The following is a 13236-nucleotide window of genomic DNA, read 5'->3' on the forward strand; positions in this document are numbered from 1 at the left end:
GAAGACTCGAACTTCCACGACCTTGCGGTCACCAGCACCTGAAGCTGGCGTGTCTACCAATTTCACCATCTGGGCAGCATCAGCAGCGTCTCCGCCGTTGATGGGGCGCACTATACGGCGATCATTTTGCTCTGTAAACCCCTGTTTTGATTTAATAATCAAAACCTGAAAATGCAAAAACCCGCTTTCGCGGGTTTTTGTGAGGCTTGAGACTGTTGTAGTCTGTTGCCTGAATTGGTGCCCAGAAGAAGACTCGAACTTCCACGACCTTGCGGTCACCAGCACCTGAAGCTGGCGTGTCTACCAATTTCACCATCTGGGCAGTATCGGAAGGCATCAACCTGCCGATGGCGCGCACTATACGGAGCGCTTTTTAGGCTGTAAACCCCGGCGATGAAAAAAAGTCGAAAAAATTCGCGGGCGGTGTGTTTCGGGTGTTGCAGCGTGGTCAGGGAGGCTTTTTGTCGAGTGGTTTGAGCGTGAAATTTCCCGTTTCATGAGGTCTATGCCAAACTAACCCCTATATATACAAGGTGAAAACTATCTAATGGCCGATTGGCAGTCCCTCGATCCCGAGGCCGCTCGTGAAGCGGAAAAATACGAAAACCCTATTCCCAGCCGTGAGCTGATCTTGCAGCACCTTGCCGAGCGCGGTTCGCCGGCCAGTCGCGAGCAACTGGTCGAAGAATTCGGCCTGACCACCGAAGATCAATTCGAGGCCCTGCGCCGTCGCCTTCGCGCGATGGAGCGCGACGCCCAGTTGATCTATACCCGTCGTGGCACTTATGCACCGGTAGACAAGCTTGACCTTATCCTGGGTCGCATCTCCGGGCATCGCGATGGCTTCGGCTTTCTGGTGCCGGACGACGGTTCCGATGACCTGTTCATGAGCCCGGCGCAAATGCGTCTGGTATTCGACGGTGACCGGGCGCTGGCGCGCGTTTCCGGCCTTGACCGTCGCGGTCGTCGCGAAGGCGTTATTGTCGAAGTGATCTCGCGTGCTCACGAAACCATCGTTGGTCGCTACTTCGAAGAGAGCGGCATTGGTTTTGTTGTACCCGATAACCCGAAAATCCAGCAGGAAGTGCTGGTAACGCCGGGCCGCAACAATAATGCGAAGATCGGCCAGTTCGTCGAGGTGAAAATCACCCACTGGCCAACGCCGCGCTTCCAGCCGCAGGGTGATGTGGTCGAAGTGGTCGGCAACTACATGGCGCCGGGCATGGAAATCGATGTTGCGCTACGCACTTACGATATTCCGCACGTGTGGCCTGAGGCTGTACTCAAGGAAGCTGCGAAGCTCAAGCCGGAAGTCGAAGAGAAGGATAAGGAAAACCGCATAGACCTGCGCCACCTGCCTTTCGTGACCATCGATGGCGAAGACGCTCGCGACTTCGATGACGCGGTTTATTGCGAAGCCAAGCCGGGCAAGCTGCGCTTGTTCTCCGGTGGCTGGAAGCTCTACGTGGCCATTGCCGACGTATCGAGCTACGTGAAAATCGGCTCGGCGCTGGATGCTGAATCCCAGGTTCGCGGCAACTCGGTGTACTTCCCCGAGCGTGTTGTACCGATGTTGCCTGAGCAGTTGTCCAACGGCCTGTGCTCGCTGAACCCGCATGTCGATCGTCTGGCCATGGTTTGTGAGATGACCATCTCCAAGACCGGCGAGATGACTGACTACGTATTCTACGAAGGCATCATCCACTCCCACGCTCGCCTGACCTACAACAAGGTCAGCACGATCCTGGAACAGCCGAAAACGGCTGAAGCCAAAAGCCTTCGCGGCGAATACGGCGACGTGGTTCCGCACCTCAAGCAGCTTTACGCCATGTACAAGGTGTTGCTGGGCGCGCGTCATGTGCGTGGCGCGATCGATTTCGAAACTCAGGAAACCCGGATCATCTTCGGTTCCGAGCGCAAGATTGCCGAAATTCGTCCGACCACCCGCAACGATGCCCACAAGCTGATCGAAGAGTGCATGCTGGCCGCCAACGTGGCCACCGCGCAGTTCTTGAAGAAGCACGAAATTCCCGCGTTGTACCGCGTTCACGATGGCCCGCCGCCAGAGCGTCTGGAAAAACTGCGTGCATTCCTCGGTGAGCTGGGGTTGACGCTGCACAAAGGCAAGGAAGGTCCGACACCGAAGGATTATCAGGCGCTGCTTGAAACCGTTCGTGACCGTCCGGATTACCACCTGATTCAGACCGTCATGCTGCGTTCGTTGAGCCAGGCCGTTTACAGCTCTGACAACAACGGCCACTTCGGTCTCAATTACGAAGCGTATACGCACTTCACTTCGCCGATCCGCCGTTATCCGGATCTGCTGACGCACCGTGCGATTCGCAGCGTTATCCGCTCCAAGCAGGATACCCCGCACGTACGCCGTGCCGGTGCTGCAACGATTCCGAAGGCGCGTATCTACCCGTACGACGACGCGCTGCTCGATCAGTTGGGCGAACAATGCTCGATGAGCGAGCGCCGTGCCGACGAGGCTACGCGCGACGTGGTCAACTGGCTCAAGTGCGAGTACATGAAAGATCGCGTGGGCGAGTCATTCCCGGGCGTGATTACGGCGGTAACCGGCTTTGGCCTGTTCGTCGAGCTGACTGACATCTACGTCGAAGGTCTGGTTCACGTCACGGCTCTGCCGGGTGATTACTACCATTTCGACCCCCTGCATCACCGCCTTGCCGGCGAGCGTACCGGGCGTAACTTCCGTCTGGGCGACAGCGTCGAAGTGCGCGTCATGCGTGTTGATCTGGATGAGCGCAAGATCGACTTCGAGATTTCCGAAACCGCAGCGGCTGCAACGCCGGTTGGTCGCAAGCGTCGTGGTCATGACACTGCGCCGCCTGCTACTACAGCGGCTGAAAAGGAAAAGGCGCCTGCCAAGTCCGGTCGCCGTAGCGCTTCTGCCAAGGAGAGCAGTACCGAAGCGTATCGCCCGAGCGATGCGGCGGCGAAAAACGCAGAAGTGCGTAAAAGCCGCGAGCTGAAAAAAGCCCTTCTGGCAGACGCGAAGGGTGGTAGCAAGGCGTCGTCGGGAAAGTCTGACAGGTCGGGCTCTGCGCCTTCGTCGAGCAAGCCGGCCAGTAAACACCGTAAAGGTCCGTCAAAATCGGGCTCCGCGCCAACCGCGAAAAGCGGTGGCGCTCGTAAACCCAAGGCCAAGTCATGAGTCAGCTGGAAAAAATCTACGGTGTTCACGCCGTAGAAGCGTTACTTCGTCATCACCCGAAACGCGTCAAGCACATCTGGCTGGCCGAGGGTCGTAACGACCCCCGCGTTCAGACGCTGGTGGCGCTGGCGGGTGAGAATCGCGTGACCATTGGTCAGGCGGAGCGTCGCGAAATGGATGCCTGGGTCGAAGGCGTGCATCAAGGTGTGGTTGCCGATGTGAGTCCTAGCCAGGTCTGGGGCGAGGCAATGCTCGACGAGCTACTCGACCGCAGCGAAGGTTCGCCGTTGCTGCTGGTGCTTGATGGTGTGACCGATCCGCACAACCTCGGCGCCTGCCTGCGTACCGCCGATGCGGCAGGTGCACTGGCCGTGATCGTGCCCAAGGATAAGTCTGCGACCTTGACGCCAGCGGTGCGCAAAGTCGCCTGCGGTGCGGCAGAAGTCATCCCGCTGGTGGCTGTGACCAACCTGGCGCGCACGCTGGAAAAGCTCCAGCAGCGCGGCTTGTGGGTTGTCGGCACGGCAGGCGAGGCCGAGGTCGAGTTGTATCAACAGGACCTGACCGGCCCGACCATCATCATCATGGGTGCGGAAGGCAAGGGCATGCGTCGCCTGACCCGCGAGCACTGCGATTATCTGGTGCGTCTGCCGATGGCGGGCAGTGTCAGCAGTCTTAACGTGTCGGTCGCGACTGGCGTGTGTCTGTTTGAAGCGCTGCGTCAGCGCAGTGTCAAGGCTGCCGGCAAAAAGGCCTGATTTCGGCGCCTGGCCAGAGTGAGCAGGTCGCGCCATGCGATCTGCTCATTAATTCACCAATTGCCTTGCGCCTCCCTCGACCCTTCTCTACAATTGCGCCCCTTGCTGTCACGGCAGGCGCGCATGTGCCTGTCCCTGAGCAAGACCAACAGTGTCATTCACTCCTTGTCTGACCGCTTTTGAGCGGCAGGCTACAACCCGTAAGGAGCATTCATGCGTCATTACGAAATTATCTTTTTGGTCCACCCGGATCAAAGCGAGCAAGTCGGCGGCATGGTAGAGCGTTACACCAAGCTGATCGAAGAAGACGGCGGCAAAATCCACCGTCTGGAAGATTGGGGCCGTCGTCAACTGGCTTACGCAATCAACAATGTTCACAAGGCTCACTACGTGATGCTGAACGTTGAGTGCACTGGCAAGGCTCTGGCCGAGCTGGAAGACAACTTCCGTTACAACGATGCTGTGATCCGTAACCTGGTCATCCGTCGCGACGAAGCCGTAACTGGCCAGTCCGAGATGCTCAAGGCTGAAGAGAACCGCAGTGAGCGCCGTGAGCGTCGTGACCGTCCTGAGCACTCCGACAGCGCCGATGGCGATGACGGCGACAACAGCGACGTTAGCGATAACGCTGACGAGTAATCCACGGACCTTTTGAGGAGCCAATTACATGGCACGTTTCTTCCGTCGTCGTAAATTCTGCCGCTTCACCGCTGAAGACGTCAAAGAGATCGATTACAAAGATCTCAACACTCTGAAAGCCTACGTATCCGAGACCGGCAAAATCGTTCCAAGCCGTATCACTGGTACCAAAGCACGTTATCAGCGTCAGCTGGCCACCGCTATCAAGCGTGCCCGCTTCCTGGCCCTGCTGGCCTACACCGACAGCCACGGCCGCTGAGACCAGGTAGTCGACAAAACGTAACAAAGGATAGAAAGCATGCGTGCCCTGGCTGAATTCATCATGCGCGGCCGTATGCAGGCCACTCTTGTAGTGGCTGGATGTGCGGCATTGCCGCTGTTGTTCTGGTTGAGTGCTGCCGCAGGGTGCCTTGTGCTTCTGCGACGCGGGTTCAGTGATGCCGTTGGTGTCCTGTCCTGGGCTCTGCTGCCGGCTTTGGTCTGGTGGTATTTCGGCGAACCTCGTACAGCCATGGTGCTGGCCGGTTCGCTGAGTTTGGCAATGGTTTTGCGTGCCAGCGAGTCCTGGGTCCGCGTGCTGCTGGTCAGCGTGGCGTTGGGCGTGGTGTATGCAGTAATTCTGGGCACGGTTTTTCGCGAACCTCTGGAAGCAATGTCGCAGGAGCTGCAAAAGCATCTGCCGACAATGCTGGCCGGGCTCTACGAGCAGTTGAACGTAGAGGAGCGAGCGCGTCTGGGGGCACTGATTGCACCCGTCCTGAATGGCCTGATAGCGGCTGTGCTGCAAATTGTCAGTGTGCTGTGCCTGATTCTTGGGCGGTACTGGCAAGCGATGTTGTACAACCCTGGTGGTTTCGGGCGTGAATTTCGCGCTGTGAAACTCCCGCTGGTGCCTGCGTTGGCGCTGTTGGTGTGCATGCTGGTGGGGCCGAATTTCGGTCCGCAGATAGCAATGCTTACACCGCTTTGCAGCGTACCGCTGGTGTTTGCGGGGCTGGCTCTGATCCACGGTCTGGTTGCTGAAAAGCGGCTTTCCCGGTTCTGGCTGGTAGGGATGTACATAACGCTGCTGGTGTTCATGCAACTGATCTATCCGTTGCTCGTGGTAATTGCCATTGTCGACAGCCTGATTGATTTTCGCGGTCGCCGGAGTTCGAAAGACTCCGGCAATGGTCCTGCGAACGGTGAAGGTTAAAAGTTAAGAGGATTTCCACATGCAACTGATCCTTCTGGAAAAAGTCGCCAACCTGGGCAACCTGGGCGACAAAGTAAACGTTAAGGCCGGCTACGGTCGTAACTACCTGCTGCCTTACGGCAAAGCAACCGCTGCAACCGCTGCCAACGTGGCTGCGTTTGAAGAGCGTCGTGCAGAGCTGGAAAAACTGGCTGCAGACAAGAAAGCATCTGCCGAAACTCGCGCTGCTCAACTGGCTGAGCTGGAAGTGACTATCACTGCCACCGCTGGTGACGAAGGCAAGCTGTTCGGTTCGATCGGTACGCACGACATCGCTGATGCACTGACCGCCTCCGGCGTTGAAGTTGCAAAAAGCGAAGTTCGTCTGCCGAACGGCACTATCCGCAACGTTGGCGAATACGACGTAGCCGTGCACCTGCACAGCGACGTAGAAGCGACCGTACGCGTTGTCGTAGTGGCTGCTTAAGCAATACGTAATCGTCTGGCGGCATTGCTGCCAGAGGATTAACATCGGGCACGATCCTGTTCACAGGTCGTGCCCTTTGTCTTTGTGCCATCCCCATTCTGCAAACCTCGAATTGAAGTGGCCATGAACGATATTTCCACCCCCGAACAATACGATCTGCAAACCGCTGCCCTGAAGGTGCCGCCACATTCCATCGAGGCCGAACAGGCCGTGCTCGGTGGTTTGATGCTGGATAACAACGCCTGGGAGCGGGTGCTTGATCAAGTTTCCGATGGTGATTTCTATCGACATGACCACCGCCTGATATTCCGCGCCATCGCCCGCTTGGCCGACCAGAACAGCCCGATTGACGTGGTCACCCTGGCTGAGCAGTTGGACAAGGAAGGGCAGACCTCGCAAGTAGGCGGCCTGGGCTACCTCAGTGAGCTGGCGAAAAACACGCCTTCTGTCGCCAACATCAAGGCCTACGCGCAGATTGTCCGGGCCCGTGCCACATTGCGGCAATTGATCGGCATCAGCACCGAAATTGCCGACAGTGCGTTCAACCCGGAAGGCCGTACCGCCGAAGAAATTCTTGACGAGGCTGAGCGGCAGATCTTCCAGATCGCCGAAGCGCGCCCCAAGACGGGCGGTCCGGTCAGCGTCAACGACCTGCTGACCAAGGCCATCGACCGTATCGATACCCTGTTCAACAGTGATAACGCCATCACCGGCCTGTCCACCGGGTACACCGACCTCGACGAAAAGACCAGCGGAATGCAGCCCGCCGACCTGATTATCGTTGCCGGACGTCCGTCGATGGGTAAAACCACGTTTGCCATGAACCTTGTCGAGAATGCGGTGCTGCGCAGTGACAAGGTGGTTCTGGTCTACTCGCTGGAGATGCCAGGTGAATCGCTGATCATGCGTATGTTGTCGTCACTGGGGCGCATCGACCAGACCAAGGTGCGCGCGGGTCAGCTCGACGACGATGACTGGCCGCGGCTGACGTCTGCGGTCAACCTGCTCAATGATCGCAAGCTGTTCATCGATGACACTGCCGGTATCAGCCCGTCCGAAATGCGTGCGCGTACCCGGCGGATCGTACGTGAGCACGGCGATATCGCCATGATCATGATCGACTACCTGCAGTTGATGCAGATTCCCGGCTCGAGCGGTGACAACCGGACCAACGAAATTTCCGAGATTTCGCGCTCGCTGAAAGCGCTGGCCAAGGAATTCAACTGCCCGGTCATTGCCCTGTCGCAGCTCAACCGCTCCCTGGAGCAGCGGCCGAACAAGCGCCCGATCAACTCCGACCTCCGGGAATCCGGAGCGATCGAGCAGGACGCCGACGTGATCATGTTCGTCTACCGGGACGAGGTGTATCACCCGGAAACCGAGCATAAAGGTATTGCCGAGATCATCATCGGCAAGCAGCGTAACGGGCCGATCGGCACCACGCGCCTCGCATTCATCGGCAAATACACGCGTTTCGAGAACCTGGCACCAGGCAGTTACAACTTCGACGACGATTGACCCGAGGTCAGGCCAATCAAATCCGACCACTGTCGTCGGGTTTGATCAAAAAATGTGCTATATTCCGCGCCCGCGATTTTTCCAACGTGCAAACGTAGGTCCTGAACATGCAAGCAGCCAAGCCGTTATTTGACTATCCCAAGTACTGGGCCGAATGTTTCGGACCAGCACCTTTCCTGCCCATGAGCCGGGAAGAGATGGATCTGCTTGGCTGGGATTCCTGCGACATCATCATCGTTACCGGTGATGCGTACGTCGATCACCCGTCTTTCGGCATGGCGATCATCGGCCGTCTGCTTGAGTCCCAGGGCTTTCGGGTCGGGATCATTGCGCAGCCAAACTGGCAGTCCAAAGACGATTTCATGAAGCTCGGCGAGCCGAACCTGTTCTTCGGTGTCGCCGCAGGCAACATGGACTCGATGATCAACCGCTATACCGCGGACAAGAAAATTCGCTCCGATGACGCCTACACCCCTGGCGGCATGGCTGGCAAGCGTCCGGACCGCGCGAGTCTGGTCTACAGCCAGCGCTGCAAGGAAGCCTACAAGCATGTACCAATCGTGCTGGGTGGCATCGAAGCTTCGCTGCGCCGCATCGCGCACTATGACTACTGGCAGGACAAGGTTCGCAACTCGATCCTGATCGACGCCTGCGCCGACATCCTGTTGTACGGCAATGCTGAACGCGCGATTGTCGAAGTCGCCCAGCGCTTGTCCTATGGCCACAAGATCGAAGACATCACCGATGTGCGTGGCACCGCGTTCATTCGTCGCGACACGCCGCAGGGCTGGTACGAAGTCGACTCCACGCGTATTGACCGTCCGGGCAAGGTCGACAAGATCATCAACCCGTACGTCAACACCCAGGACACGCAGGCCTGCGCCATCGAGCAGGAAAAAGGCAACGTCGAGGACCCTAACGAAGCCAAGGTGGTGCAGATTCTTGCCAGCCCGCGCATGACCCGGGACAAGACGGTCATCCGCCTGCCATCGGTGGAAAAGGTCCGCAACGACGCCGTGCTGTATGCCCACGCCAACCGCGTTTTGCACCTTGAAACCAACCCGGGCAACGCCCGTGCGCTGGTGCAGAAGCATGGAGAGGTCGACGTCTGGTTCAACCCGCCGCCCATTCCGATGACCACTGAAGAAATGGACTACGTGTTTGGCATGCCTTACGCGCGTGTCCCGCATCCTTCGTACGGCAAGGAAAAGATCCCTGCCTACGACATGATTCGTTTCTCGGTGAACATCATGCGTGGCTGCTTCGGCGGCTGCACCTTCTGCTCGATCACCGAGCATGAAGGCCGGATCATTCAGAACCGCTCCGAAGAGTCGATCATTCGCGAAATCGAAGAGATCCGCGACAAGGTGCCGGGCTTTACGGGCGTGATTTCCGATCTGGGCGGGCCGACCGCGAACATGTACCGCATCGCCTGCAAAAGCCCGGAGATCGAATCGGCTTGCCGTAAGCCGTCCTGCGTATTCCCCGGCATCTGCCCGAACCTGAACACCGATCATTCATCGCTGATTCAGCTGTATCGCAGTGCCCGCGCCCTGCCGGGCGTGAAGAAAATCCTGATCGCCTCGGGCCTGCGCTACGACCTGGCGGTCGAGTCGCCGGAGTATGTCAAAGAGCTGGTAACGCACCACGTGGGTGGTTACCTGAAGATCGCCCCGGAACACACCGAGGAAGGTCCGCTCAACCAGATGATGAAGCCGGGCATTGGCAGCTATGACAAGTTCAAGCGCATGTTCGAGAAGTACACCAAGGAAGCCGGCAAGGAGCAGTACCTGATTCCTTACTTCATCGCCGCACACCCCGGCACCACCGATGAAGACATGATGAACCTGGCGCTGTGGCTCAAGGGCAACGGCTTCCGCGCGGATCAGGTGCAGGCGTTCTACCCGTCGCCGATGGCAACCGCCACGGCCATGTACCACTCCGGCAAGAACCCTTTGCGCAAGGTCACCTACAGGAGCGACGCAGTCACGATTGTGAAGAGTGAAGCGCAGCGTCGTCTGCACAAGGCCTTCCTGCGCTATCACGACCCGAAAGGCTGGCCGATGTTGCGCGAGGCCCTTGAACGCATGGGCCGTGCCGATCTGATCGGGCCGGGCAAGGATCAACTGATCCCGTTGCATCAGCCGGCGACCGACAGCTATCAAAGTGCGCGCCGCAAGAACTCGACGCCAGCTGGCAGCCACAAGGTTGCCAAGAACGCGAAGACTACGCTGATCCAGACCCAGCATACTGGCCTGCCACCGCGTGGCAGCGATGGCAGCAAGCCGTGGGACAAACGCGAAGAGGCCAAGGCCGCCGCAATGGCGCGCAACAAGCAGGCCGCCAAGGAGCGCATGGATGCAGCCAAGGGTGGCAAGGGCAAAGGCGGCAAGCCAGCCCGCAAGCCTGTAGTGCCTCGCTGATAGCTATGGGCCGCAGGTACGCTTGTACCTGCGGCCCGGCTGTTCTTCAGGTCAGGTAGCCTTTTGCTCTTCAGCTTGAGGCTCCTGCGTGCCCATACTGGTGAGAAGTCTGCGACTGTAACCCTTACCTACGTTTATCGCCAAAAATTTCCAGGTGACGTGCTTCACGACGAATTGCGAAACGCCAGTCAATACTTTCCCCGCCATGTCAGGGGCTAGCCTGATATTGATCGAGGTGGTACCTCTGAGTGTAATGCGCGTCTTCATGAGCAATTTCGAAACATGAACTTTGCCACCTCGGGCTATCAGATTTCTGCCTAAACGCGTGGCGACCTTTGCAGTACCTGCAAGCAGCTTTCCGGCGAAGCCACCGTACGGAATCATGTAGACCGTCAGCCCTAGTGCTCCTGCCCTCATGCGGTTTTTCTCTCCGGACAGGAGGCTTTTGAATTCGGGCCAGGGCGTCAGAGATATCAGGATATTGGTTATCTCTTCGATAGCCCCGGGCGCGCTTTTGTCCTTTTCTATTTTGGTAATGCCTTTGCATTGTGCATAAAGGTCATCCTCATTAACGTAGAACAACTGGCTGCAGACAATACTGGCAATGCCGGTACAGCGTTTTGAAAACGTGGTTATGGGCATATGCAGGGCTGTCTCAGTGTTCGATGGGCCGAATGGCTCGCCAATAATTTCTGCAATCATGGTGGCGGTCGCGCCATCACGCGGTTCATCGCCGCGCAGGTAGGCGTTTTGATCAAACGGCAATGTTCTTCCCTTATTGACAATCACCGGCGTCGGGATTGTGGATGTAATCGTCCAGAACTCGATCCCGGGTACACCATTCTCGATAAGCGCCTTCAGATCAGGGCGATAACGCACCCTCATCAACAGCGGGAAAACTTCGTAGAACCTTGTTTTGCCTTCGTAGACAGCCTCAATGATAAAACCGGCGCGGCCTCGCAGTGGTTCTCGATGCTTCTCGCTTTCTGCAACAGCCATCAGGTCTTGGGTCGGTAGTCTGAGCGAGTAGAGTGATACGGCACCATTTTCGATGGCCAGGCGATGCTTGAAAGGCAGTTGAGTCAGCAACTTTTTAATGATTGTCGCGTAAGCCTTGCGGGCATCAGCCAGATAAGCCTGAAACTCATGCTCGAATTGTTGATTGATGTCTGGCAGCGCCTTGTACAGCAACTGCATTTCACGGTTTATGGGAAGTAGGCCTTCCGTGCTGTTGCGCCCCGGCAGTCTCCAGTCATCAATGTTTTCACCGGCCATGTAGACCTCCAGCAACGACGACGAATCGTGTTTTATGCCGTAAGCGTTATAGGGCAGATTGGATGCTGAGAGGGTGCCTTTATGATCGCGATAGACAGGCGTATGGCTTTTGCGTAGCACCGCCAGCCTGGGGCGTAGATCAATGGGCGGGAATGGATAATCTTCCTGCTCAAGTATCTGTTGAATTGCAGGCGTTCTTCGCGCTTCTGTCATGGCGACGATGGCCATCGCCTTGCGTTCTGGCGCTGTGCGAACCAGTGCATTCACGGCTTCAAGTGATTCGGTTTCGGACTCTTCGAACGCGCTGACTGCCTGTGCTATCTCTTGTTCGGAATAAGGCAGGTTGCCCTGAATACGGATATAACCGTTGGCCTGCGCCCATGCCAGAAGGATGGGCAGGCGGGTTGTGACATAGGCGGCTTGCTGTTCTTCGGTGTCCATCCTTTTGTTGAAGATCACTGGCAGTTCGATCAGGTCGTCAAAGCTCATCCAGCGTGAAGAACCAAACTCGATGGCTTCCGCAAGGGTGACCCCATGCTGAAAATTGACCCACACTTCAGTACAACCGTATGGCAGATCGTCGGGAACACCGTTGACCAGCCATTCAGGGCAGTTCTCCAGTGCCAGTATGAAGCGTGCGAGTGTTGCTTCGTTGATCGACGCCGCCTTGCCCGTGTGGATCAGGTGGCTGTGCATATCGTTCAGGATGTCAGCGTGGCTACGCCCCAGGTTTTCTGTTCTGGAGAATGGGTAGCCGGCAATTTCTCCAGGCTTTCGATCCTCAGGTTGCTGAAGATCGCTGCTGATGGCATGCCATAAAATCCGGTCCATGAGTGTCATCAGGGACGCGGACGTTTCTTCCTCAGGCCGATCAAGTTGTGCCAGCAGCGTTTGTCCCAATGCCCTTGCCGGTCCGGATCTGAGAACCCGGGCCATAACCGCCACTGGGGAGTCCTGCACATCTGCCAGTGGACAGGAGGCAATGATTTCAGCACCCAGCTTGCTAAGCAGCGTGCCACCCTCGTTGCCCAGGTACTCAGTGCGGGCTCCTTTCAGGTCCTGCAGATTTTTCGGTGTCAGCATGGCCTTGATGTCGAACTGATCAATAAGCCCCAATTCCTGACTGGCGCGAAGTTCTGCCAGCGTATTGAGCAGGGTTTTGATTGCCGTTTTGTCAGGCGATGGTGGAAGCGACAACCCGAAGTTGTAGCTCAGCATCAATGCCAGGCTGACGCTGCCATCGCTGTCTATCTGAAACGGCAACTCCTGCTTTTCGGCTTGGAGCGGTGCAGGCAGAGCCGCTTTCTCAGCGCAGTATTCGCCGAATCCGGACGCTGGATCTGGCTTGATCCGAATGTCTTCAAGGCTGATAGGGGCATTGCTGCTCTGCATTACCGCAAGCAATGCTTTTCGTGTCGTCTCGTAGTCAGCACTTTCGGCCGGATCCATGAGGTCGATGTCAGCGTCGACAGCTTGGGCCGGTTCTGAAAGCGGTTGTTGCGCGGGATTTAGCTGTGTCATTACAAGTGCTCCGATAATGGTTAATCATTGGAGGACGATGTAATCAGGCATCAATCTGGCTGTGGCACTAAGTAAATATTGCGTGCGGGTCCAACCTTATTGCCCTGTGCGCCCCGTTTCCGTGCGACCCTTGCACCTTCAGTTCAGGCGAGCACAATTTTGGTGCTGCGCCTGATCGGGCGGGGAATGTCACTCTCGTTGGCGCACGACTTTGACCGGATGGCATAAGTCTTGCGCGGCTCAATTACCGTTCAGGCTCGCAG

9 protein-coding genes and 1 tRNA gene are annotated in these 13236 nt (G+C 57.3%); 8 read left to right on the forward strand and 2 right to left on the reverse strand.

Features of this window, described 5'->3' with window-relative positions; translation table 11 throughout:
- Nucleotides 1–235: 235 nt before the first annotated feature.
- Nucleotides 236–322 (reverse strand) — tRNA-Leu (locus RYC17_RS18070).
- Nucleotides 323–547: 225 nt separating this feature from the next.
- On the opposite strand from RYC17_RS18070, the gene rnr reads away from it, so the two are divergent.
- From rnr to RYC17_RS18110, 8 genes are all read left to right on the forward strand, one after another.
- Entirely contained in the window at nucleotides 548–3178 is a 2631-nt protein-coding gene (gene rnr, locus RYC17_RS18075; protein WP_316903958.1) for a ribonuclease R, read from the forward strand.
- Nucleotides 3175–3936, forward strand: a complete 762-nt coding sequence (rlmB, locus tag RYC17_RS18080; RefSeq protein ID WP_004666402.1) for a 23S rRNA (guanosine(2251)-2'-O)-methyltransferase RlmB — start codon at nucleotides 3175–3177, stop codon at nucleotides 3934–3936. The genes rnr and rlmB overlap by 4 nt, the downstream gene beginning before the upstream one ends.
- 213 nt (nucleotides 3937–4149) lie before the next feature.
- Nucleotides 4150–4575, forward strand: coding sequence for a 30S ribosomal protein S6 (gene rpsF / locus RYC17_RS18085; RefSeq protein ID WP_002551828.1), 426 nt, complete (start codon nucleotides 4150–4152; stop codon nucleotides 4573–4575).
- 28 nt (nucleotides 4576–4603) lie between these two features.
- On the forward strand, nucleotides 4604–4834 hold the full coding sequence (gene rpsR, locus RYC17_RS18090) for a 30S ribosomal protein S18 (protein ID WP_002551829.1): 231 nt from the start codon (nucleotides 4604–4606) through the stop codon (nucleotides 4832–4834).
- A gap of 39 nt (nucleotides 4835–4873) precedes the next feature.
- Nucleotides 4874–5770 carry a hypothetical protein gene (locus tag RYC17_RS18095; protein ID WP_004666401.1) on the forward strand — a complete coding sequence of 299 codons (897 nt, stop codon included), beginning with the start codon at nucleotides 4874–4876 and terminating at the stop codon, nucleotides 5768–5770.
- Between the two features lie 19 nt (nucleotides 5771–5789).
- Nucleotides 5790–6236 carry a 50S ribosomal protein L9 gene (gene rplI / locus RYC17_RS18100; protein ID WP_002551831.1) on the forward strand — a complete coding sequence of 149 codons (447 nt, stop codon included), beginning with the start codon at nucleotides 5790–5792 and terminating at the stop codon, nucleotides 6234–6236.
- Nucleotides 6237–6359: 123 nt separating this feature from the next.
- Nucleotides 6360–7754, forward strand: coding sequence for a replicative DNA helicase (gene dnaB / locus RYC17_RS18105; RefSeq protein ID WP_002551832.1), 1395 nt, complete (start codon nucleotides 6360–6362; stop codon nucleotides 7752–7754).
- Between the two features lie 107 nt (nucleotides 7755–7861).
- Nucleotides 7862–10177 (forward strand): YgiQ family radical SAM protein, encoded by a 2316-nt coding sequence (locus RYC17_RS18110; RefSeq protein ID WP_316903960.1) that lies wholly within the window; start codon nucleotides 7862–7864, stop codon nucleotides 10175–10177.
- A gap of 51 nt (nucleotides 10178–10228) precedes the next feature.
- Here RYC17_RS18110 and RYC17_RS18115 read toward each other — a convergent pair whose 3' ends face one another.
- A complete protein-coding gene (locus RYC17_RS18115; protein ID WP_316903962.1) occupies nucleotides 10229–12973 on the reverse strand; it encodes an MFS transporter in 2745 nt (914 codons plus the stop codon).
- Nucleotides 12974–13236 lie beyond the last annotated feature (263 nt).

The sequence above is a fragment of the Pseudomonas syringae group sp. J248-6 genome (assembly GCF_032586995.1).
Taxonomy (GTDB): domain Bacteria; phylum Pseudomonadota; class Gammaproteobacteria; order Pseudomonadales; family Pseudomonadaceae; genus Aquipseudomonas; species Aquipseudomonas amygdali.